The 22,741-nt window shown below is 60.4% G+C and carries 21 protein-coding genes; 8 read left to right on the forward strand and 13 right to left on the reverse strand.

Translation table 11 applies throughout. The features are described 5' to 3' along the window. The first annotated feature begins 47 nt into the window (after positions 1 to 47). Entirely contained in the window at positions 48 to 470 is a 423-nt protein-coding gene (locus ACIOYV_RS23980) for a hypothetical protein (protein ID WP_401327595.1), read from the forward strand. A gap of 144 nt (positions 471 to 614) precedes the next feature. Here the strand turns inward: ACIOYV_RS23980 and ACIOYV_RS23985 are convergent, their stop codons facing one another. Beyond that, positions 615 to 1,979: a GTPase/DUF3482 domain-containing protein gene (locus ACIOYV_RS23985; protein ID WP_401327598.1), complete on the reverse strand. Its 1,365-nt coding sequence runs from the start codon at positions 1,977 to 1,979 to the stop codon at positions 615 to 617. Next, positions 1,972 to 3,342 carry a DUF2868 domain-containing protein gene (locus ACIOYV_RS23990; RefSeq protein WP_401327601.1) on the reverse strand — a complete coding sequence of 457 codons (1,371 nt, stop codon included), beginning with the start codon at positions 3,340 to 3,342 and terminating at the stop codon, positions 1,972 to 1,974. The genes ACIOYV_RS23985 and ACIOYV_RS23990 overlap by 8 nt, the downstream gene beginning before the upstream one ends. An 85-nt stretch (positions 3,343 to 3,427) precedes the next feature. Between ACIOYV_RS23990 and ACIOYV_RS23995 the strand changes: the two genes are divergently transcribed. Continuing rightward, entirely contained in the window at positions 3,428 to 3,940 is a 513-nt protein-coding gene (locus ACIOYV_RS23995) for a dihydrofolate reductase (RefSeq protein ID WP_401327604.1), read from the forward strand. 103 nt (positions 3,941 to 4,043) lie between these two features. On the opposite strand, the gene ACIOYV_RS24000 is transcribed toward ACIOYV_RS23995, so the two are convergent. Next, a complete protein-coding gene (locus ACIOYV_RS24000; RefSeq protein WP_054616947.1) occupies positions 4,044 to 5,435 on the reverse strand; it encodes an L-cystine transporter in 1,392 nt (463 codons plus the stop codon). A gap of 250 nt (positions 5,436 to 5,685) precedes the next feature. Between ACIOYV_RS24000 and ACIOYV_RS24005 the strand changes: the two genes are divergently transcribed. After that, a complete protein-coding gene (locus ACIOYV_RS24005) occupies positions 5,686 to 6,741 on the forward strand; it encodes a hypothetical protein (protein WP_054616946.1) in 1,056 nt (351 codons plus the stop codon). A gap of 191 nt (positions 6,742 to 6,932) precedes the next feature. Here ACIOYV_RS24005 and ilvD read toward each other — a convergent pair whose 3' ends face one another. From ilvD to ACIOYV_RS24030, 5 genes are all read right to left on the reverse strand, one after another. Continuing rightward, entirely contained in the window at positions 6,933 to 8,774 is a 1,842-nt protein-coding gene (gene ilvD, locus ACIOYV_RS24010) for a dihydroxy-acid dehydratase (protein WP_054044474.1), read from the reverse strand. 257 nt (positions 8,775 to 9,031) lie between these two features. Beyond that, entirely contained in the window at positions 9,032 to 10,237 is a 1,206-nt protein-coding gene (locus ACIOYV_RS24015) for an MFS transporter (RefSeq protein WP_401327608.1), read from the reverse strand. Then, on the reverse strand, positions 10,230 to 11,195 hold the full coding sequence (locus tag ACIOYV_RS24020) for a diiron oxygenase (RefSeq protein ID WP_401327611.1): 966 nt from the start codon (positions 11,193 to 11,195) through the stop codon (positions 10,230 to 10,232). The genes ACIOYV_RS24015 and ACIOYV_RS24020 overlap by 8 nt, the downstream gene beginning before the upstream one ends. Beyond that, positions 11,192 to 12,268 (reverse strand): SagB family peptide dehydrogenase, encoded by a 1,077-nt coding sequence (locus ACIOYV_RS24025; RefSeq protein ID WP_401327739.1) that lies wholly within the window; start codon positions 12,266 to 12,268, stop codon positions 11,192 to 11,194. Before ACIOYV_RS24025 ends, ACIOYV_RS24020 begins: the two co-directional genes overlap by 4 nt. Before the next feature lie 438 nt (positions 12,269 to 12,706). Continuing rightward, positions 12,707 to 13,903 carry a class I SAM-dependent rRNA methyltransferase gene (locus ACIOYV_RS24030; RefSeq protein ID WP_054044466.1) on the reverse strand — a complete coding sequence of 399 codons (1,197 nt, stop codon included), beginning with the start codon at positions 13,901 to 13,903 and terminating at the stop codon, positions 12,707 to 12,709. A gap of 229 nt (positions 13,904 to 14,132) precedes the next feature. On the opposite strand from ACIOYV_RS24030, the gene ACIOYV_RS24035 reads away from it, so the two are divergent. The 3 genes from ACIOYV_RS24035 to ACIOYV_RS24045 are packed head-to-tail and all read left to right on the forward strand — an operon-like array spanning position 14,133 to position 16,164. Beyond that, positions 14,133 to 14,948: an HDOD domain-containing protein gene (locus ACIOYV_RS24035; RefSeq protein WP_401327742.1), complete on the forward strand. Its 816-nt coding sequence runs from the start codon at positions 14,133 to 14,135 to the stop codon at positions 14,946 to 14,948. A gap of 25 nt (positions 14,949 to 14,973) precedes the next feature. Then, positions 14,974 to 15,786 carry a bifunctional DNA-formamidopyrimidine glycosylase/DNA-(apurinic or apyrimidinic site) lyase gene (gene mutM, locus ACIOYV_RS24040; protein WP_054044464.1) on the forward strand — a complete coding sequence of 271 codons (813 nt, stop codon included), beginning with the start codon at positions 14,974 to 14,976 and terminating at the stop codon, positions 15,784 to 15,786. 54 nt (positions 15,787 to 15,840) lie between these two features. Then, positions 15,841 to 16,164: a multidrug transporter gene (locus ACIOYV_RS24045; RefSeq protein ID WP_401327614.1), complete on the forward strand. Its 324-nt coding sequence runs from the start codon at positions 15,841 to 15,843 to the stop codon at positions 16,162 to 16,164. A 125-nt stretch (positions 16,165 to 16,289) separates the two neighbouring features. Here the strand turns inward: ACIOYV_RS24045 and ACIOYV_RS24050 are convergent, their stop codons facing one another. The 5 genes from ACIOYV_RS24050 to ACIOYV_RS24070 all read right to left on the reverse strand — a co-directional run bounded on the left by ACIOYV_RS24050 (position 16,290) and on the right by ACIOYV_RS24070 (position 20,935). Continuing rightward, positions 16,290 to 16,541, reverse strand: a complete 252-nt coding sequence (locus ACIOYV_RS24050; RefSeq protein WP_038358877.1) for a YfhL family 4Fe-4S dicluster ferredoxin — start codon at positions 16,539 to 16,541, stop codon at positions 16,290 to 16,292. A 102-nt stretch (positions 16,542 to 16,643) separates the two neighbouring features. Next, positions 16,644 to 17,123, reverse strand: coding sequence for a pantetheine-phosphate adenylyltransferase (gene coaD, locus ACIOYV_RS24055; RefSeq protein ID WP_007945531.1), 480 nt, complete (start codon positions 17,121 to 17,123; stop codon positions 16,644 to 16,646). 115 nt (positions 17,124 to 17,238) lie between these two features. Then, positions 17,239 to 18,834, reverse strand: coding sequence for a GMC family oxidoreductase N-terminal domain-containing protein (locus tag ACIOYV_RS24060; RefSeq protein ID WP_401327618.1), 1,596 nt, complete (start codon positions 18,832 to 18,834; stop codon positions 17,239 to 17,241). A gap of 96 nt (positions 18,835 to 18,930) precedes the next feature. Continuing rightward, positions 18,931 to 19,476, reverse strand: a complete 546-nt coding sequence (locus ACIOYV_RS24065) for a twin-arginine translocation pathway signal protein (RefSeq protein WP_290023397.1) — start codon at positions 19,474 to 19,476, stop codon at positions 18,931 to 18,933. Between the two features lie 28 nt (positions 19,477 to 19,504). Beyond that, positions 19,505 to 20,935, reverse strand: coding sequence for a coniferyl aldehyde dehydrogenase (locus ACIOYV_RS24070; RefSeq protein ID WP_401327621.1), 1,431 nt, complete (start codon positions 20,933 to 20,935; stop codon positions 19,505 to 19,507). Positions 20,936 to 21,081: 146 nt separating this feature from the next. On the opposite strand from ACIOYV_RS24070, the gene ACIOYV_RS24075 reads away from it, so the two are divergent. Beyond that, complete coding sequence (locus ACIOYV_RS24075; protein WP_401327623.1) at positions 21,082 to 21,753, forward strand: TetR/AcrR family transcriptional regulator; 672 nt, start codon at positions 21,082 to 21,084, stop codon at positions 21,751 to 21,753. Positions 21,754 to 21,786: 33 nt separating this feature from the next. Beyond that, positions 21,787 to 22,641 (forward strand): sulfurtransferase, encoded by an 855-nt coding sequence (locus tag ACIOYV_RS24080; RefSeq protein WP_401327626.1) that lies wholly within the window; start codon positions 21,787 to 21,789, stop codon positions 22,639 to 22,641. Positions 22,642 to 22,741: the final 100 nt, after the last annotated feature.

Below are 22,741 nucleotides of genomic sequence, written 5' to 3' on the forward strand. Positions count from 1 at the left end.
CACTGCGTCATGGGCTCATGCTGGGTTTTTTGCAGGGAGACGCATGGATGCGTGACTTGAACGTAATTGCCCAGGATCGAAACGGGGACGGTAAGGCCGATACGTTGCTTTATCGGTTTTATGAAGATGACCAGTTGCAGCGCGAGGCGACGGAGGCTGACCTTCGGCGGCTCAAGGTGTTTGGCAAAAGCTATCTGAAGTGCGCGTGGTTCAATGCTGGAGACGGTGAGGAACGTTATCTGCGGATCTTCTCGCAGAATCTTTCTGGCGACGGCACACCTGAAATCGTGCATCTGCATTTTCGTGAGGGGCCGGTGATTGTCTATAAGGCTGCGGCTCAGGATCTGGATAACGATGGTGGGCTGGAGTTGATACTGGCGTCGGATGTGGACAATGACGGGCGTTCGGATCGCACGGATCGGAGTCGGGTGACGGCGTTGGTGAAGCAGTTTTTGAAGGTGGGTTGGTAGCGGGTAAACGTCGAGTCCGAGTTGTGGCTTTCGCGGGCAAGCCTCGCTCCTACAGGGTTTGTGTCGTTCACAAATGTTGCGCCCGACACACCCCTTGTAGGAGCGAGGCTTGCCCGCGAAGAGGCCGACCCAGAAACCGAAAATTCACAGCTGCTGCGCCAACCCCTCAACCTGCTCCTGCCGTTCCGCCTGACTCAATTTCGCCTGCGGATTCAGCGACGACCACTGCGGGTGCGCCCGTGCCTTGTTCAGCGCTTCAGGCAGCTTGCCTTCGCGCCAGGTCTTGTCCTGGGGCGTGGCCACCTGGATGCTGTCCATCGCCGCATGCCCGCGCTGGTTCAGGGCTTGCACCAACTGCCGCTGACGCAAAGCCAACAACCGCAGCACGCTGTCATCGACGGTCAGTTCGCGCTGACCCTTGATCTTGCCCAGCAAGCGACTGCCGTAACTGCGGGCGGTTTGCAGCGCGCCGCCGGCAATCGCTCCGGCGAGTGCCGCTACGCCGAGGGTCAGGCCGCCGACCAGCAGGTCCACGCCAGCACCGGCCGCCGCCCCCGCCGCAATACCACCGCCCACCCGCACCCCGAGTTGTTTGAGGGTTTCTGGATTGAACAGATCATCGCCCCAGCGCCCATCAAGCAGCGGCAAATCGCTGGCCGCAGCATCTTGGGGGCGGAAGGCATAGAGCTTGAGCAAGGCTTCGACGCAACGCTGTTCCCGTTGGCGCATGGCTTTGCGCAGTTCGCTGATTGCTTGCTGTTCCTGTTCGGCCTCGCTGATCACGCTGCGGCGGCACGCGGCACAGTCGATCAACAATTCCGCAATCAGCTGCGCCGCACTTTGCTGGCGAGCCAGTCGCTGGGCCTGTTGATCGTTGATCAGGCGTTCCAGTTGCGGACGGGCATTTTCCAGCAGCAGCGCGAGGCTTTCATACAGTCGGCGTTCGCCATCCTCCGGCGGGGCGACGCTGTCGAAGCGCACCAGCGCGTGCAAACCCAACCGCGCCAACGCTTCACGCCAATCCGGCTCGCGATGATTGGCGCTGCTGACGAAATTCAGCACCGGCAGCAATGGTTTGCCGCAACTGGCCAACACTTCCAGTTCATCGCGGTACTTGGCCAGCACCGGTTCCCGGGCGTCGATCACATACAGGCCGGCGTCCGAGGCCAGCAGTTGGCGCAGCACCTTGGCTTCCTGTTCGAAGCGTTGCCGGGCTTCGCTGCCCTCAAGGAACCGCGTCAGCCGCGCCGGGCCATCGAGGCGTTCGCCCGGACGTTCCAGGCGTTCGAGGTAGTCGAGCAGGGCGATGGCGTCTTCCAGGCCCGGCGTGTCGTAGAGATCGAGCAGCGGCTCGCCGTCCACCGACAACCGTGCACCTTCAACGTGCCGCGTGGTGCTGGGTCGGTGGGACACTTCGCCGAAACCGACGTCCCGGGTCAGGGTACGCAGCAACGAGGTCTTGCCGACGTTGGTGTGGCCGACGACCGCGAGCTTCAAAGGCTTAATCATGACCGGTCTCCAGCCAGTTCATCGGCGCGCAATCGGCGAAGGGCAGTTCCAGTTGTTGCAGCGCCACGTGCCAATCGCCGAGACGCGCAGCATCCAGCGCTTCGCCGGGCGGCGCTTGCAGCAGCCAGATCCGGGTGGCCGTGGCATTGCGCGCCAGTTCGGCGATCAACGCCAGGCTGCCGCGATCCGGCGAGCGGCGCGGATCGCAGGCTATGGCGAGGCGTGCCGGGGGAAAGCGGCTGAGTTGTTCGAGGAGCTTATGGCGGGATTCGCGGCTGTCGAGGATGCCGGCGTCGCTCACGGATTTTGGCAGTGGCGGCGGCCATGGACGTTGATTGTCCAGTTCGATGGCCACCAACAGCGCGCCTTCGCTGTGCAGATCACTGACGGCGCTTTCGACGCGGTGAAGCTGATCCGGAGCGGCATCGCTGATGCCCAGGCGTTCGCTGGTGGGCATCAGCCGCTCGCGCAATTGCGCATAGCCGGGCAGGTTCAGGTCCAGGCGCAATCCAGCCTGACCGGTTTTCCAGCGCCACAGGCAAAACAGCGCCAGCAGCAGGCGCGGCAGCACGCCGTAAACCACCAACACGCCGACCAGCCAGGTCGCCCAGGCCTGGCGAGCGCTTTCGATATTGAGCGCGGTGTCGCCGCTGGCGCGGATCATCTCCACGGTCGGCACGTTGAAGCCGAGCAGCGCCGGCAGGGCTCCGAGGGCTTGGGTCATCGCGACAAAGGTGTCAGCGCTGAGCAAGGTTGTTTCCCAGACGAAGCCATAGCGTCGGGTCGCCATCAGCGTCAGCAGAATCGCCAGCGCGCTGAGCATCGCCAGCAACCACAGGCTGTTGACCAGCACACCAACCGCCCAGCGATTGAGTTTGTGCCGTTGCAGCAACAGCAACAGGGCCGGGGCCAGTTGCGCGGCTTTGGCGTCACGGGCGAGTTTTTCGCTGAGCCACAGCCACAGCCGTCCGAGGGTGGCGCCGTGTTCACCGGCGAACACCAGACCCAAGGCCCAGCTCAGCAGCAGAATCAGGTTCAACCCGAGCAAACTGCCCAAGGCCCAGAACACATTCACCGAAACCTGTCCGTCACCGAGTGCGGCAAACGCCAGTCCGGCGCCGCTGACCACGGCCAGTATCGCGAGCAGCAGCAGCGCCAGTCGCGCACCTTGCAGCCAGTGTTTGAGGGCGTTGGTCATTCCGTCGCGTTCGGCCAGCCACAGGGCCCGGCGTTGTATGCGGCTCGACAGGTCACCGCCAGCGGTGCGGGCCAGTCGATTGGCTTCCAGATCGTCCAGAGGGCCGGCGTGTTCTTCGCGCAGGCGAATGGTTTCCGTCAGCCAGAGGTTATTCAGTTCAGTCACGCGGCATCCCGTCGCTCAAATGAACGGTGAGCATAACCGCTGTGGCGCTTATCGGGGAAAGGGAGGCTCTGGTATCCTCGCCGGCATGACTAAATCACTCCCCCTCAGCCTGATCGCAGCCCTCGGTGAAAACCGTGTGATCGGCGTCGACAACTGCATGCCCTGGCACTTGCCGGGGGACTTCAAATACTTCAAGGCCACCACCCTGGGCAAGCCGATCATCATGGGTCGCAAGACCTGGGATTCCCTCGGCCGTCCGCTGCCGGGCCGCTTGAACATCGTGGTCAGCCGTCAAGCGGATCTGGTGCTGGAAGGCGCCGAGGTTTATCCGTCGCTGGAGGCTGCGGTGGTTCGCGCCGAAGCCTGGGCGAAAGAGCAGGGCGTCGATGAGTTGATGCTGATTGGCGGGGCGCAGCTGTATGCCCAAGGCTTGGCACAGGCCGATCGGCTGTATTTGACGCGGGTTGCGCTGAGCCCGGAAGGGGATGCGTGGTTTCCGGAGTTTGATTTGAGCCAGTGGAAGCTGGTGTCCAACATCGAGAATCCGGCGGTGGATGACAAGCCGGCGTACAACTTTGAGGTATGGGAAAAAGCTTAAAAGCTTCGCGGGCAAGCCTCGCTCCTACAGGGTTGGCGCAATGGCGCATAACCTGTAGGAGCGAGGCTTGCCCGCGAAGGGCCCCGCTCAGTCGCTAAAAATCTTAAGCCTGAGCCAACTCCGCATGCTCATCCGCATCCAGCAGCTCTTTATCCGTCTGCTGCATGATCTGGCTGGTAATCGCCCCCGCCGTGATCGACCCACTGACGTTCAAGGCCGTGCGGCCCATATCAATCAGCGGCTCAACCGAAATCAGCAACGCCACCAGTGACACCGGCAAGCCCATGGCCGGCAGCACGATCAACGCGGCAAACGTCGCGCCGCCACCCACGCCCGCCACACCGGCGGAACTCAGGGTCACAATCGCCACCAGCGTCGCGATCCACAGCGGATCGAGCGGGTTAATGCCCACGGTCGGCGCCACCATCACCGCCAACATTGCCGGGTACAGGCCGGCACAGCCGTTCTGGCCAATGGTCGCGCCGAACGAAGCGGCGAAACTGGCGATGGATTGCGGGATGCCCAAACGGCTGGTCTGGGCTTCGATGCTCAGCGGAATGGTCGCGGCGCTGGAGCGGCTGGTGAACGCGAACGTCAGCACTGGCCAGATCTTGCGGAAGAAACGCAGCGGATTAATCCCGGCTGCCGACACCAGCACACCGTGGATCACAAACATCAGCCCGAGGCCGATGTACGACACCACGACGAAACTGCCGAGCTTGATGATGTCTTGCAGATTGGAGCCAGCGACCACTTTGGTCATCAGCGCCAATACGCCGTACGGGGTCAGCTTCATCACCAGACGCACCAGGCGCATCACCCAGGCTTGCAGGGTGTCGATGGCGTTGATCACTTTCTGACCTTTCTCGACGTCATCTTTCAGCAATTGCAACGCGGCGACCCCGAGGAACGCGGCGAAGATCACCACGCTGATAATCGAGGTCGGCTTGGCGCGCGCCAGGTCGGCGAACGGGTTCTGCGGGATGAACGACAGCAGCAATTGCGGCACATTCAGGTCCGCGACTTTGCCCGCATAGTCGGTCTGAATGGTTTGCAGGCGCGCCATTTCCTGGGTACCGGCGACCAGGCCTTCGGCGGTCAGGCCGAACAGGTTGGTCAGGCCGATGCCGATCAGTGCCGCGATGGCGGTGGTGAACAGCAGCGTGCCGATGGTCAGGAAGCTGATCTTGCCCAGGGACGACGCGTTGTGCAGACGGGCCACGGCGCTGAGGATCGAAGCGAACACCAGCGGGATCACGATCATTTGCAGCAGCTGCACGTAGCCGTTGCCGACCAGATCGAACCAGCCGATCGACGCTTTCAGCACCGGGTTGCCGGCGCCGTAAATCGTGTGCAACGCCACGCCGAAGACCACGCCCAATACCAGCGCGAGCAGGACTTTCTTGGCTAAGCTCCAAGAAGTGTGACGGGTTTGCGCCAGGCCAAAGAGCAGGGCGAGGAACACCAGCAGATTGAGAATCAGCGGCAGATTCATAAAGACTCCATAGACTTGTGCCAGCCACCTTCTTGTGTGACTGCGAACCGGCAAGCCTAACAGCTTGATATCTAATGAATTAATACCAAAAACAGAGGTGAACTGTCGTTTTTGGAATAAGCCGGTGTCGCTGGCAGGGATGCAACTGGCGCGATGTGGATGCAAGCGGTCGCGGGCAGACGGGAACTGTCACAGTTTTTTGTTAGCGTCGATGTCTTTGAATCAGGTCTCTTTATAAGGAAGCATGCAGATGAAGTTCGCACCGAAAATGCTGGCTGCTGCACTCTGCCTCGGTCTCGCCGGCCAGGTATTTGCCACGGATTTGAAGCATTGGCCAGCCGATCAGGCCAAGGCGCTGGACGCGATGATCGCGGCCAATGCCAACAAGGGTAACTTCGCGGTGTTCGACATGGACAACACGAGTTACCGCTACGACCTCGAAGAGTCGTTGCTGCCGTTCATGGAAAACAAGGGCCTGATCACCCGCGAGAAACTCGATCCCTCCCTGAAACTGATTCCGTTCAAAGACACGGCCGACCACAAGGAAAGCCTGTTCAGCTACTACTACCGCCTCTGCGAAATCGACGACATGGTTTGCTATCCATGGGTCGCCCAAGTGTTCTCCGGCTTCACGCTTAAAGAACTCAAGGGTTATGTCGACGAGCTGATGGCGTCCGGCAAACCAGTGCCGAGCACCTATTACGACGGCGATGTGGTCAAGACCATCGACGTGCAGCCGCCGAAAGTTTTCACCGGCCAGGCCGAGCTGTACAACAAACTGATGGAGAACGGCATCGAGGTCTACGTGATGACCGCCGCCTCCGAAGAACTGGTGCGCATGGTCGCGGCCGATCCGAAGTATGGCTACAACGTCAAACCGCAGAACGTGATCGGCGTGACCACGCTGCTCAAGGACCGCAAGACTGGCGAACTGACCACCGCGCGCAAGCAAATCACCGCCGGCAAGTATGACGAGAAGGCCAACCTCGACCTCGAATTGACCCCGTACCTGTGGACGCCAGCGACCTGGATGGCCGGCAAGCAAGCGGCGATCCTGACCTACATCGATGAATGGAAAAAACCGGTGCTGGTGGGCGGCGATACCCCGAGCAGCGACGGCTACATGCTGTTCCACAGCGTCGACGTGGCCAAGGGCGGTATTCACTTGTGGGTCAACCGCAAAGACAAATACATGACCCAGATTAACGGCATGATGGCCAAGCACGCAGCGGCCCAGGCCAAGGAAGGGTTGCCGGTGACGGCGGACAAAAACTGGGTGATCGTGAAGCCTGAAGAGATTCAGTAAACCCACACAGATCCAATGTGGGAGCGAGCCTGCTCGCGAAAGCGGAGTGTCAGTCGCCATCTCTGTTTCTGACATACCACTTTCGCGAGCAGGCTCGCTCCCACAGTTTGATCTTCAATGTCTGTGGGATTTTGCCCAGACAAAAAAATGCCCCGCACTTGGCGGGGCATTTTTTTTGCGGCGACTAAGGCTTACAGCCCGTCAAGCATCGCTTTGTTACGCACGGCACCCTTGTCGGCACTGGTGGCCAGCAGGGCGTAGGCTTTCAGCGCGGTGGTCACTTTACGTGGGCGCTTCTCGACTGGCTTCCAGCCTTTCTGATCCTGCTCGACCCGGCGTGCCGCCAGTTCTTCATCGCTGATCAACAGGTTGATCGAACGGTTCGGAATGTCGATCAGTACCTTGTCGCCATCCTGCACCAGACCAATCGCGCCGCCAGCAGCGGCTTCTGGCGAAGCGTGACCGATGGACAGACCCGAGGTGCCGCCGGAGAAACGACCGTCGGTGAGCAGGGCGCAGGCTTTGCCCAGGCCTTTGGATTTCAGGTAGGACGTCGGGTACAGCATTTCCTGCATGCCCGGGCCGCCTTTCGGGCCTTCGTAACGGATGATCACGATATCGCCGGCCTTCACTTCGTCAGCGAGGATGCCGCGTACGGCGCTGTCCTGGCTTTCGAAGATCTTCGCGTTGCCTTCGAACACGTGGATCGACTCGTCGACGCCAGCAGTTTTCACTACGCAACCGTCGAGGGCGATGTTGCCGTACAGAACGGCCAGGCCGCCTTCTTGCGAATAAGCGTGTTCGACACTGCGGATGCAGCCGTTTTCACGGTCGTCGTCCAGGGTTTCCCAACGGGTCGACTGGCTGAATGCGGTTTGCGTCGGGATGCCCGCCGGACCGGCCTTGAAGAAGTGATGCACGGCTTCGTCGGTGGTCTGGGTGATGTCCCACTTGGCGATGCCTTCGGCCATGCTCTTGCTGTGCACGGTCGGCAGCTCGGTGTGCAGCAGGCCGCCACGGGCCAGCGATCCGAGGATGCTGAAGATGCCGCCGGCACGGTGCACGTCTTCCATGTGGTACTTCTGGATGTTCGGCGCGACTTTGCACAGTTGCGGTACGTGGCGCGAGAGGCGGTCGATGTCCTTCAGGTCGAAGTCGATCTCGGCTTCCTGGGCGGCGGCCAGCAAGTGCAGGATTGTGTTGGTGGAACCGCCCATGGCGATGTCCAGGGTCATGGCGTTTTCGAACGCCTTGAAGTTGGCGATGTTGCGCGGCAGTACCGACTCATCGTTATCGCCGTAGTAACGCTTGCACAGGTCGACGATGGTGCGGCCGGCCTGCAGGAACAGCTGTTCGCGGTCGCTGTGGGTGGCCAGGGTCGAACCGTTGCCCGGCAAGGCCAGGCCCAGGGCTTCGACCAGGCAGTTCATCGAGTTGGCGGTGAACATGCCGGAGCACGAACCGCAGGTCGGGCAAGCGCTGCGCTCGTACTCAGCGACTTTCTCGTCAGAAGCGCTGGAGTCGGCGGCGATCACCATGGCATCGACCAGGTCGAGGCCGTGGCTGGCGAGTTTGGTCTTGCCGGCTTCCATCGGGCCGCCGGAAACGAAAATCACCGGAATGTTCAGGCGCAGAGCGGCCATCAGCATGCCAGGGGTGATCTTGTCGCAGTTGGAGATGCAGACGATGGCGTCGGCGCAGTGGGCGTTGACCATGTACTCGACGGAGTCGGCGATGATCTCGCGGCTCGGCAGCGAATACAGCATGCCGTCGTGGCCCATGGCGATGCCGTCATCCACGGCGATGGTGTTGAATTCTTTCGCTACACCGCCGGCGCGTTCGATCTCGCGGGCGACCAGTTGGCCCAGGTCCTTGAGGTGGACGTGGCCCGGTACGAACTGGGTGAACGAGTTGGCAATGGCGATGATCGGCTTCTTGAAGTCGTCATCTTTCATCCCCGTGGCGCGCCACAGTGCGCGGGCACCGGCCATGTTGCGGCCGTGGGTGGATGTTTTCGAGCGGTAATCAGGCATGGAGCACTCCGGGCGGCTAATCAGGTATCAAAGGGGAGTGAGCTTCTATTGACGTCTGGAACACTCAGAAATGGCCGTGTGTCCGGAAGTTGCCGATGACTTTGCGGGATCGCCGCTTGCCTCAGCCTGAGCTCATAAACCCGCCGGGGGATGAATGGCGATGAATCCCGCGATTCTACACCGCTGGCGTCAGGAGGGAATGCCGGAAAGTGTTGATCCAGCGCTGACGCAGCATGTGGGATGACGACCGGCAGCTTTCACCCGACCGACAGCACCCGGTGACGCCGGGTAATCAGTGCATTCAGGCCGATACCGAAGGCGCTTAACAGGAGAAAACTGAGGGCCAGGGTCGTCTGCAAGTCGGTACTGCTCAGGTTGATCAAGGCGCTGATCAGCCCGCCGAAGATGAACACCAGCGTGTTGCCCGCTGCCGCCGACGTGCCTGCCTTGTCCGGAAACACCTCCATGGCTTTGGAGGTCGCGACAGGGCGGGCAATGGTGGTGCCAGCCGTGCAGATGATCATCGGGACCAACACGGTCAGGGTCGAAAGCCCCAGCCATGTTGAAAGCATGAGCATCATCAGGCCCGAAAAGAAGATCAGGCCCAGGCCCACGATGATTTGTGTGTTGGGGGTGATCCGGCCACCGATAAGCCGGGCGATGATGCCGCCGATGATGTACGCCAAGCCGTAGAGCAGCAGCGTCAGTGAGAACGCATAGGGCGAGAGCTGCAACTGGTCCATGAAGATCAGCGGCGAAATGACAATAAAGGAGAAATGGCAGGCGAAGGCAATCGAGGCAATCAACCAGTAGCCCAGAAACCCGGCATCGCGGTAGACCACGCGGTAGGACTGGACGATGCTCTGGCGTATGACGTTGGTCGGTCGCTGGTTCTCCAGGAAGAAGCACGCTTTGAGGAACACGGCGCCGGCCAGCGCGATAAAGGCCACAAAGCTGCCGGGCCAGTCCAGGGCTTGTTGCAGCAAGGTCCCGGCCAGGGGCGAAATGGAAATGAAGATCCCGCTTGCCGTCACCATGAGAATCCTCAGGCGGTCCCGCTCCTTGCCTTCGAACAGGTCTTGAACCAGGGCTTGAGTGAGCACAAAACACCCGCAGCCGATGGCTTGGACCAGCCGGAACAACAGGAACCAGGAATACTCGGTGGACAACAGGCAGCCCGTCGCACCGATGATCGACACCGCCATGCCCGCCAGCAGCAGCCCTTTACGTCCGATGGTGTCCGACAACGGCCCGATCAACAGTTGGGACACGGAGATACCGACGGCGAACAGGCTGATGGAAAACGCGATGTCCGCCGGGGTGGTCCGGAAATGTTCCGCCAGTGCCGGAAAGGAGGGCAACAGGACATCCAGCGGAAAGACCCCAAGCAACACCATGGTCATCAACAGGATGACGGCGGCACGGCGTTTTTTGAGACTGACAGCCGATTTTCCTTCATCCATCGACAAGTCCTGCCTGCATGAAAAGTTGCTGATTGCTGCGCAGGTCGAAGAACCCGGCGTTGCGTAAGGCCTGGAGCGTAGCACCCGCCCCTGAGCGAGCCCGCTGGACTACGGCCGGCGAACCTGCCAGTCCGCCAAGAATCTCTGCAACACAGGTGCCATTGAGCCCCGCGCTGTTCAGGCTTTCCTTGAGCCAACGCTCATCGACTTCAAAGAACACCAGAATGATCTCCACCAGCCATTTGGCGGCGAACGTGCGTTGACTGCTGGTCAGGGTCAGCCATAGATAATGGAATACCTCTGAGAAGTAGCGACTGTGACGCGCCTCGTCAGTGAGGTGGTCCCTGAGCATTTCCTGGACGCAGGACACCAGCGTGTCGCGACAAACCTCGAGCAGTTCCCGGGCGATGATCGTCTCCGAGACGAAGCCGACCAGAAACCAGGCCAGCGTCTTGTACCGGTCCGGGGTTTGCTCGAGCAGGGCGTTCAACCGGGTTATCCGGTGTGGCATCACCGGCCGCTGGGTGATGCCGTAATGACTGGCAATCTGCTCGGCGAGGCTGTTGGAAAACAGCGCGTGAAAACCCTCGTCGGTGTAGAGCTGCAAAGCGGCGGTTTTCATTCGCTGCGGAATGCTTATACCCAGTTCACCGTGGGCGATGGTTTCCACCGAGCGGTTGACGATGCGGTGCTCCAGCAGGGTGGTGTAGTCGAGGAAATACACCAGGTGATTGGCCGATAAACGATGGATAACCGGTTGACCTGCCGCTTTGATGCTCGGGTGACTCAGATAGGGCAGAAAGGTTGGCGGGAACCAGTGCCGCGTTTCCAATTGCTGTTCCAGGTCCGACGGCAACAGGTAGGCGTGTTCGCTGGCCCGGACCGAGGCTCGGGTATTCCAGTCGCCCAGGGTGAAACGCTGTGCCCAGAAGTCCGGGAGAGAGGAGGCGCTGGTCATTGTGGCGGGCCCTCGTTCAGCAGCGCTTTCAATTCCTTGCACATCGCTTGCCCGTCGCTCAGGCCGCAGCCGACAAAAAACAGCGGTTGTTCCGCGCTGTTCTCAAGCCCTAGTAGGGTTTCAACCTGATCGTCCGTCAGCGCTCCCGTCAGCCAGGTGCCCAGGCCCAGTGCGGTGGCCACTAATTGGAAGGTCTGGGAAATATGACCCGCCTCGACGTAGGCCATCCGGTAAGCCCGGGAGTGTTGGTATTTCCACCACAACTTGTCGAAACGTGCGGTGATGAACAGGCCAACGGGCAGGTTGTTGATGAAGTGTTGCCCGCACAGCAACTGGCCCAGGGGCGAAGTTGGCAGCGCGCTGACGAAGCTCAACGCGTGATCAGCCGGATGGTAGGCATAGAGCCCAGGCTCCAGGCCGCTGACGTTTTGTACATGCAGGAAACCTTCACAGGCATTCAAACCTCCGCCCGAAGGGCTGCTACGGCGTGCGGTCAAGCCTGCGGCGACCGTCTCGTCGATATCGTCCTCGCGCTCCTTCAGGTAGCCGAGAGACAGATAAAGCAACGTACTGATATCGCCGAGGGACACCGCTGCTCCGGTGAAAGAGCGGCAGGTCTTCCGCTTCACCAGCGCATCGGCCAGGCTATCGGCCGGTAACCCTGCGGGCGCGGGCAGACTGATCAGCTCGCTGGTCGGCCGGTGCACGAAACCGGTGTCAGGTGCACTGGAGGTCAATACGTCGTTGCAATGGTCCAGATAATGTCTCGACCATTCATAAATATTCTGTGGGGTATATTCGCAAGGTATGTTCTTGGTGCCGATGTGAAATATCTTTGATAGTTCATCCCAGCCCCATTCGTTAGTGCTTTGTATTGAAGTTGTGAGTATTCCAGTGTTCAGGAATTGAGTGTCTATTATATTGAGAGTATCGAACGATTCAGGATTGTCGATCAGTTGTGCAAGTCGTGTTGAATACTCAAGATTCAGTTCGAATTGTTTGTGGCTTCGGTAATCCCAGACGATTTGGCCGGGCGTGCGCGGCAGTATGAATAGATGCGGGTTTATATGCATGACGGGGCGGTTCACTCTGGACTGGGCCATAGAAAACGCTGGGTAAGCCGGCACTCCCCAGCGTCTCAGTTACTTAGCGGGCTTTGGAGGCGACCAGAAAAGCCAGGTTAGCGATTTTGTTGGTTTCCAGAGTAATTGCTTTCATGTGTTGAACTCCTTGTAAGTGATAGTGAGTGCCACTCCTTGGTGACAACTCAATCATAGTTTGTAATGAGTTCTTATCAAGGGGGAATTCAGTAGGAATGTTCCAGTAATTTTGTGGGAGCTGTCTTCAGGTCTAAGTTAACTTGTAGGCCGTATTCTTTAGAATAAAAGACGCAGGGAAACTTCCTGCACGTCAGTAGGACGGCAAGTGTAAGAAATAGAAGAATTCAGGGGAGGTAATCGTCGCTGGAAAGCAAACGGGGAGCCTGCTGGCTCCCCGTCAAACCCGCGTCATCAGCTGTTTGGCAGCAGGCGGCAGGTGATGCTCTTGATGTAGCGAGTTTCGGCGATGGCCGGGTGCACCGGGTGATCCGGGCCTTGACCGCCACGTTCCAGCATCTGGATGTTGCGATCCAGGTGACGGGCGCTGGTCAGCAGGATGTTCTGCAGGTCATCTTCCGGCAGGTGCATCGAACACGAAGCGCTGACCAGGATGCCGTCCTTGCTGAGCAGGCGCATGGCTTGCTCGTTCAGGCGACGGTAGGCGCCTTCACCGTTTTTCATGTCTTTCTTGCGTTTGATGAACGCCGGCGGGTCGGCCACGATCACGTCGAAACGCTCTTCGCTGGCTTTCAGCTCTTTCAGGGCTTCGAACACGTCGCCTTCGATGCAGGTCATTTTCTCGGCGACGCCGTTCAGCGCGGCGTTGCGCTCGACACCGTCGAGGGCGAAGGCCGATGCGTCGACGCAGAACACTTCACTGGCGCCGAACGCGGCGGCTTGCACGCCCCAGCCGCCGATGTAGCTGTACAGGTCGAGCACGCGTTTGCCCTTGGCGTAAGGAGCCAGGCGCGCGCGGTTCATGCGGTGGTCGTAGAACCAGCCGGTTTTCTGGCCTTGAATGACCGGTGCTTCGAATTTCACGCCGTTCTCTTCCAGCGCAACCCACTCCGGCACCAGGCCGAATACGGTTTCGACGTAGCGGTTGAGGCCTTCGGCATCACGGGCGGCGGAGTCGTTCTTGAACAGAATGCCGCTTGGCTTGAGCACTTGGGTCAGCGCCGCGATCACGTCTTCTTTATGCGCTTCCATGGTCGCCGAAGCGATCTGTACCACCAGGATGTCGCCGAAACGGTCGACCACCAGGCCAGGCAGCAAGTCGGAATCACCATAGACCAGGCGATAGAACGGCTTGTCGAACAGGCGATCACGCAGGGACAGGGCGACGTTCAGGCGATGCACCAGCAGCGATTTGTCCAGCGGCAACTTGATGTCGCGCGACAGCAGGCGGGCGCAGATCAGGTTGTTCGGGCTCATGGCAACGATGCCCAGCGGTTTGCCGCTGGCGGCTTCGAGGATCGCCTGGTCACCGGCCTGAAAGCCGTGCAACGGGGTGGCGGCCACGTCGATTTCGTTGCTGTAGACCCACAAGTGGCCGTTTCGCAGGCGTCGGTCGGCGTTGGCTTTAAGGCGCAGGCTAGGCAGGGACATGACGTCGCTCCGGAAAAAAGAGCGGGAGTATAGCGTGTTGCGCAAGGCCCCGGCTCGGCAGATAGACCTGTGGCGCTGTGGGGAATTGGATGAAATTTTCGCCGATCTGCCGGCCACGGTGTCGGATCCAACTTCATAAGGGTTAGAATCGGCGCCTGTCCCAGAGTGTGTACTTATGTCCCAAGAGCTGACTTCCGAACAGATTCAACAGTCCCTGCAAGGGATCAGCGTGCCGGCCCAGCCGCAGATCATGGTGGATCTGCAGATGGAGCAGTACATGCCTGATCCGGACCTGGAAGTGATCGCGAAGCTGATTGCCCAGGACCCGGGCCTCTCCGGGGCGTTGCTGAAAATCGTCAACTCGCCGTATTACGGCTTGAGTAACAAGATCGCCTCGATCCAGCGTGCGGTGAACCTGCTGGGCAGCCGTTCGATCATCAACCTGATCAACGCGCAGTCGATCAAGGGCGAGATGAACGACGACACCATCGTCACCCTGAACCGGTTTTGGGACACGGCCCAGGATGTGGCGATGACCTGCCTGACCTTGGCCAAGCGCATCGGCTCCCAGGCCGGCGATGAGGCGTATGCACTAGGTTTGTTCCACGACTGCGGCGTGCCGCTGATGCTCAAGCGTTTCCCGGATTACATGAAAACCCTGGAAGAGGCCTACGCCAGCGCGAGTGCCGAATGCCGGGTCGTGGACACCGAGAACCGGGTCTACAACACCAACCATGCCGTGGTCGGTTACTACACCGCCAAGTCCTGGCGTCTGCCGGAACACATCAGCGCCGCCATCGCCAATCACCACAATGCCCTGGCGATCTTCACTGACGAGTCTTCGCGCAACAGTCAGCTGAAAAACCTGCTGTCGATCCTGAAAATGGCCGAGCACATTTGTGCGTCGTATCGGGTGCTGGGCAACCAGACCGAGGACCACGAGTGGAACAGCATCGGTCCTTTGGTGCTCGATTATGTCGGCCTCTCGGATTACGATTTCGAGACCCTCAAACAAACGATTCGTGACCTCGGCGCTCATCACTGAGTGACCGGTCTTTCCTGAGAACAGCATGCCTGAACTGCCAGAAGTCGAAACCACCCGCCGGGGCATCGCCCCGCACCTGGAAGGCCAACGGGTCAGCCGGGTCATCGTGCGTGAGCGGCGTCTGCGCTGGCCGATTCCCGAAGACCTGGACGTGCGCCTGTCCGGTCAGCGCATCGTGCTGGTGGAGCGCCGCGCCAAGTACCTGTTGATCAACGCCGAGGTCGGCACGTTGATCAGCCATCTGGGCATGTCGGGCAATTTGCGCCTGGTGGAAGTCGGCACGCCGGCGGCCAAGCATGAACATGTGGATATCGAACTCGAGTCCGGCCTGGCCCTGCGTTACACCGACCCACGTCGGTTTGGCGCGATGCTCTGGAGCCTCGACCCGCTCAATCACGAATTGCTGCTTCGCCTGGGGCCGGAGCCATTGACCGACCTGTTCGACGGCGAGCGACTGTTCCAGCAATCCCGTGGGCGTTCCATGGCGGTCAAGCCGTTCATCATGGACAACGCGGTGGTGGTGGGTGTCGGCAATATCTATGCGACCGAAGCGCTGTTCGCTGCCGGTATCGACCCGCGCCGTGAAGCCAAGAGCATTTCCCGGGCGCGCTACCTGAAACTGGCGATCGAGATCAAACGCATCCTCGCCCATGCCATCGAGCGCGGCGGTACGACGTTGCGCGACTTTATCGGTGGCGACGGCCAGCCGGGCTATTTCCAGCAGGAACTGTTCGTCTACGGCCGTGGCAGCGAGCCGTGCAAAGTCTGCGGCACGGAGTTGCGCAGCGTGACCCTGGGCCAGCGCGCCAGCGTCTTTTGCCCGCGCTGCCAGAGCTGAGACGTCCGACGGTCTATAGTCAGTGTTCTCACTGCCTAGCCGAAGGACCGTGCCATGAATTCGTTTCGAACCTTTGCCGTTTTCGTGCTGCTGAGCGTTGCTGTGCCGACGCTGGCGGCTGAAAACGGCAGCGGCGACCCGCGTTACACCATCCAGAACCCACCGGCCTACGCCATGATCGGCGACTTGCTGATTGCCCGACCTTTGCTGGTGGCGGCGACGGTGATTGGTGCGGGGGTGTTTGTGGTGTCGTTGCCGTTTACCGCACTGGGTGGCGGTGTGGGCGATGCGGGGCAGGCGTTGGTGGTCGATCCGGCGAAAGCCGCGTTTGTGCGGTGCCTGGGGTGTATCGGGGAAGGGTTTGAGCAGCGGGAGTGAAGGCAGTTGGATTTTCGGTGTGGCGGATGGCCTCATCGCGAGCAAGCTCGCTCCCATAGATATAGCGCGGTCCATGTAGGAGCGAGGCTTGCCCGCGAAGGCGTCCTCACAGACGCCAAAAAGACTCAAGCCTTACCGGTAATGATCCGATACTTCTCCATCAACTGCTCTTCAGTCTCCGGATGCGCTTCGTCCAGTGGAATGCAATCCACCGGGCAGACTTGCTGGCACTGCGGCTCGTCGTAGTGGCCGACACACTGGGTGCACAGGTTCGGGTCGATCACGTAGATCTCTTCGCCTTGGGAAATGGCGGCGTTCGGGCACTCGGGTTCGCAGACGTCGCAGTTGATGCAATCGTCGGTGATGATCAGGGACATGCTAACTCCAGCCGGGGCGGCAGGCCCGGGCGCAATAAACCAATGCGCGCAATTGTGCCGCATTGGCGCCCGCAGTGCACGCGGGCGCCGCTTGAGCGGTCGTTACTTCTTGAAGCGCTCGGTGAGGGCGTCCGCCACCGCTGGGTGGACGAACTTGGTGATATCGCCGCCCAAGGCTGCGATTTCACGGACTAGCGTCGACGAAATGAACGAATAACGCTCGGAAGGCGTAAGAAACAGGCTTTCCACATCCGGCGCCAACTGGCGGTTCATGTTGGCCAGCTGGAATTCGTATTCGAAGTCCGACACCGCGCGCAAACCACGCAGGAACACGTTGGCATTCTTCTCTTTGGCGAAGTGCGCGAGCAGCGTCGAGAAGCCGACGACTTCAACGTTGGGCAGATGTTTAGTGACCTCGCGGGCCAGCTCCACACGCTGTTCCAGGGGAAACAACGGGTTTTTCTTCGGGCTGGCAGCGACAGCGATGATCACGTGATCGAACAGGCGCGCGGCGCGTTCGACCAGATCGCCATGGCCCTTGGTAATAGGGTCGAAGGTACCTGGGTACAACACTCGGTTCATCGCGTCGTCCTGGCGGGAGTCCGTTGGGGACTCGGATGGTATCGCAGCCTTCCCGGTCGGGAAAGTCGCCTGTTAGGTAAGAAAGCACTATAGACGATGGGAATATTGCGATTTTTCATGGGTTTTTCAGGCGTTCGGCCAACGCTGTCGCCAGTTGCGCGGTCAGCCCGTACACCGACAATTGCGGGTTTGCGCCAATGCTGGTGGGGAACAGCGAGCCATCGTGGATCGACAGGTTGCTGATCTGATGATGCCGGCCGAGGCTGTCGGTCACGGCGTTTTTCGGGTCTTCACCCATCGCGCAACCGCCCATCACATGGGCGCTGCCCAGGCGTGTGCGATACAGCTCAAGGCTCAGTCCGTCGATCAAAGTGCGGGCTTCGGCGAGGGTTTTCACATAGCGCGCGTCGGCGTGCATCGGCATCACCGCTTTGGCGCCACCGGCAAACTGGATCTCGGCCATGCTGTGGAACGCCCGACGCAAACCGTCCCAGGCGTAAGGTGAAACCTGATAATCGAGCACCGGCGTGTTATCGCCGCGCAACTCGACGTTGCCGCCAGGGCTGTCCGGGTGGAAACCGTCGCGCAGCAACGCCAGCATGGCGTGGGTGTGGGGCAGGTTTTCCATGTGCTGCGAGTTTTCCTGGCCGAAGCCGCCAAGCAACGTTGCCGCCAGCGCCGGTTGCAGCGGCGGGACTTCGAGCTTGTAGGACATTTTGCCGGTGGTGCCGTCCTGCCATTGGAAATGGTCGGAATAGATCGACTGCGGCGCCCCGTAGAACGGGTTGATCACCTCGTCGAACAGCCCGGCGGACATGTTCACCAGATGCAGGAAGGTCCGGGTGCCCAGGCGTTTGTGCGGGTCGGGCGCATCGGAACGCAACAACAGAGCGGGACTGTTGATCCCGCCACCGGCCAGCACGTAATGCCGCGCATTGACCGTGATGCGGCGACCGGTAGGCGCGACGCAACGCTCGTCCATCGCCACGCAATCCAGGCCGGTGACCTTGCCATCCTTGATCGACAGTTTCTCGGCGCGCGCCAGGTAAAGCAGCTCGCCACCCTTTTCCAACGTCGCGGGAATGGTCGTCACCATCATCGATTGCTTGGCGTTGGTCGGGCAGCCCATGCCGCAGTAGCCGAGGTTCCAGCAGCCACGCACATTGCGCGGGATCACGTGCCAGCTATAGCCGAGTTGCTCACAGCCTTTGCGGATCACGTCGTTGTTGGCATTGGGCGGAACCATCCACGGTGCGACGCCCAGGCGTTGTTCCATTTTTTCGAACCACGGCGCCATCTCGGCGGGACTATGACCTTTGACGTTGTGTTCCTTGGCCCAGTGTTCCAGGGTCGGGTCCGGGGTGCGAAAGCTCGACGTCCAGTTGATCAACGTAGTACCGCCGACTGCCCGGCCCTGCAGGATGGTGATCGCGCCGTCCTTGCTCATGCGGCCGATGCCTTCCTGATAGAGGCTGGCGTAGGCCTGGTCTTCGAGCATCTTGAAGTCGCTGCTGGTCTTGAGCGGGCCTTCTTCGATCAGCAGCACCTTGTAGCCAGCGGCGCTGAGGATTTCCGCCGTGGTCCCGCCACCGGCGCCGCTGCCGATGATGGCCACGTCGGCTTCCAGGGTCAGGTCCTGGGTCAGTTGCGAACCGTTGTAGGTTTTCCAGCCACGGGCCAGGCCTTCGCGGAACGGATCGGGTACGGGCATGTTTGGGTTCTCTTCTTATTTTGGATTTGCTGGTGAAGCGGCGGGCGGCAAGCCTTTGTAGGAGCGAGGCTTGCCCGCGAAGGGGTCGCCACGGTCTCAAACGGTGGGAGGCCCCGGATACCCGCAATGCGCCCAGGACTCCGCCCGGCTGTACCACGCCATCATCACCAGTTGCAGCAATGAGCTATGCCCCATGCGCAGCAAGCTCAACGAACTGTTTTCCCAACGATCGAGGAAATGCCGGATCTCATCGACGGACGCATTTTCCCAGCTGCCCCAAATCCCGGTCAGCGGCCCGCGAGTCACGGCCATCCCGAGCACATCGAACAATTGCCGGGTCAGCTTGAGCATTTCCGGCGAGAGATGATTAAGGCCGTTATCCAGGGTTTTCAGGGTGCCATCGACCGCCGCCGGCATTTTCTCGCGGGCCACGGCGCCATCGAGCATCACCGGGATCAGCGCCCGCAAAAACAGCAGGTCGCCGCTGCGCAGAATCGCAAAACCGTCAGCGGAAATACTCGACGAGCAACCGCTGAGGCTTGCCCCCAACCCGGCCGTGGCCAGGAAGGCGCTGGCGCCGAGGCTGAATTTCAGCAGGCCGCGCCGTGACAGCGCGGGTGTATCGGACAGGCTTGGGCTCATTATTGTTATTACCCGGCGGTGAGGAGCGTTAGCGGATAAACAGTTTCTGAATCAGTTTCTGGATCGCTTTGCCGTACGGCGGGTAGATCAACTTCGCCGCGTTGAAGCGCTGTTTGATCAGCACACCCTTGGCCTTGCTGAAGGTCAGGAAACCTTCGTGGCCGTGGTAATGGCCCATGCCTGAAGCGCCGATGCCGCCGAATGGCATGTCGTCCTGGGCCACATGCAGCAGCGTGTCGTTCAGGCACACGCCGCCGGAATGGGTTTCGTGGAGTACGCGATTCTGTTCGCGCTTGTCGTAGCCGAAGTAGTACAGCGCCAGTGGGCGAGGGCGTTGATTGATGTAGGCAAATGCCTGGTCCAGATCGCTGTACGGCACGATTGGCAGCAACGGGCCGAAGATTTCGTCCTGCATCACCGTCATGTCGTCACTGACATTCAACAGCAGGCTATGGCCCATGCGCCGGCCCTGGCCCTGGTCGAACAACGGAATCAGCAACGCACCCTTGCTGGTGGCATCGCTGAGATAACCGTTGAGCCGCGCCAGTTGTCGGTCATTGATGATCGCGGTGTAGTCCGGGTTGTCGGCCAGTGTCGGATAAAACCCGCGAACTGCCTGGCGATAGGCTTCGACAAAAGAACCGACGCGCTCTTCCGGCACCAGCACGTAGTCCGGGGCGACACAGGTTTGCCCGGCGTTGAGGGTCTTGCCGAAAGCGATGCGTTCGGCGGCGTCCTTGAGCGGCACGTCGCGGGAAACGATGGCCGGGGACTTGCCGCCGAGTTCGAGGGTCACCGGCGTCAGGTTTTCCGCCGCCGCGCGCATCACGTGTTTGCCGATGCTGGTGGCACCGGTGAACAGCAAGTGATCAAACTTCAGCCGCGAGAACGCGACGCCGATATCCGCTTCGCCGAGCACCACGCAGACCAGGTCTTGCGGGAAGACCCGGGCGAGCAATTCCTTGAGCAGCAACCCGGTGGCCGGCGTGGATTCGCTGAGTTTGAGCATCACCCGGTTACCTGCCGACAATGCTCCCACCAAAGGCCCGATGGCCAGGTACAGCGGGTAGTTCCAGGGCACGATCACGCCGACCACGCCCAGCGGTTGATAAACCACTTTGGCTGACGCCGGTTGAAAAGCGATGCCGACCTTACGCCGCGACGGTCTCATCCAGCCCTTGAGGTGCTGGCTGGCGTAGTGGATGCCATGCAGGCTCGGCATCAGCTCGGCGAGCAGGGTTTCGTCGGCGCTGCGATGGCTGAAATCCTGGCTGATCGCATCGATCAATGCCTGCCGTTCATTGCTCAACAGATCGCGCAATGCCTTGAGCCATTGCTGGCGTTGGGCGGCCGCTGGCATCGGGTTGGCGGCGTAGGCGACGCGTTGTGCATCGAACAAAGTCTGGAGCTCGTCCAACGGCTGCTGTAGGTTCTGCAAATAAGCAATGTCGGCGGACATGGTCGGCTCCGGATTTATTATAATTAGGCACTTTTTAGAGTCTGTGCTCTAAAAAGTCAAATGACTTCCTGACGCACCTTTGTTTTATCCACTCCCGGATAGGTCGTAAGATGCCCGTCATCGCACTCTGAATTAAAGCTCAAGCCATGGCCCCACGGATCAAAACCAGCGAGCGCATCGTGCAGAACAGCCTGGAGCTGTTCAATCAACAGGGCGAGCGCAGCATTAGCACCAACCATATCGCTGCCCACATGGAAATTTCCCCGGGCAACCTGTACTACCACTTCCCCAACAAGCAGGCGATCATCGCCGTGTTGTTCAGTGAGTACGAAACCCTGGTGGACAGCTTCTTGCGTCCGCCCCAGGGGCGCGCCGCCACGGTGGAAGACAAGCGCTACTACCTCAAGGAACTGCTGTCGGCGATGTGGCGCTACCGGTTCCTGCACCGCGACCTCGAACATTTGCTCGAGAGCGATCCAGACCTGGCCGCCCGTTACCGGCGTTTTTCCCAGCGCTGCGTGATCCAGGGCACGGCCATCTATGTCGGGTTCGTCGAGGCCGGCATCCTGAGCATGGACCGCGTGCAGATCGAATCCCTGACGATCAATGCCTGGATCATCCTCACCTCATGGGTGCGTTTCCTGTGCACCACGCGGGAAAACTCCAATCACTTGAGCGAGCAGGCGATCAAGCGCGGGGTCTATCAGGTGTTGGTGCTGGAAGCCGGGTTTGTCACCGATCAGGCGCGCGCCGAGGTCAATGCACTGTTCGAAGAGTTTTACGTGCCGCTGGCCCAAGCCCTGGAAGATGTGAAGTAGGATCAAGCACCGACTTAAGCACAGGAGCCCGTTATGCCCATTGCGCAACTGATCAGCCCGCAAGCGTTGGACCAGAAAAAAGAGCAGCCGGGGCTGGTGATTCTGGATTGTCGTTTTGCCCTCGAAGACCCGGACTACGGACAGCGAAGCTATGCCGAAGGGCATATCGCCGGGTCGAGCTTTGCCGATCTGGAGCGTGATCTGAGCGGGACGATCGTCAAGGGCGTCACCGGGCGCCATCCGTTGCCGGAGCCCGATGACCTGATCGAACGCTTGCAAGCCTGGGGCATCAACGCCGACAACGAAGTGGTTTTGTACGACGATGGACCCGGTGCTTTCGCGGCGCGGGCGTGGTGGTTGCTGGCCTGGCTGGGCAAACGCGATGGTGTGTTCATCCTTGATGGCGGGCTAAAAGCCTGGCACGCGGCGGGGTTGCCGTTGAGCCTTGATGCGCCTTCGGTTGTACGTGGCACCTTCAACGGCACGCCGGATGCTTCGGTGGTGCTCAGCGCCGAACAACTCCAGCAACGTCTCTGCCAACCGGCACTGACCCTGCTCGATGCCCGCGCGTTGCCGCGCTTCAAGGGCGAAGTGGAGCCGATCGACCCGATTGCCGGGCACATCCCCGGTGCGCAATGTGCGGCGTTCACGGAAAACCTGGGCGGCGATGGGCGCTTCCTGCCGGCCGATCAACTCAAGCAGCGCTTTGCGGCAAAACTCGGTGATCGTTCGCCGACGGAATTGGTGGCGTATTGCGGCTCTGGCGTGACGGCGTGCCACAACCTGTTTGCGTTGTGCCTCGCGGGTTATCCGTTGGGGTCGTTGTATGCGGGGTCGTGGAGCGAGTGGATCAACGAGCCGACGCGGGGCATCGCCACCGGCGAATAACCCCACACCCCTTGTAGGAGCGAGGCTTGCCCGCGAAGGCGGAGTGTCAGTCAACATTAATATCGACTGACCCACCGCCTTCGCGGGCAAGCCTCGCTCC

It is taken from the genome of Pseudomonas sp. NPDC087342, from assembly GCF_044744265.1.
GTDB lineage: Bacteria > Pseudomonadota > Gammaproteobacteria > Pseudomonadales > Pseudomonadaceae > Aquipseudomonas > Aquipseudomonas nunensis.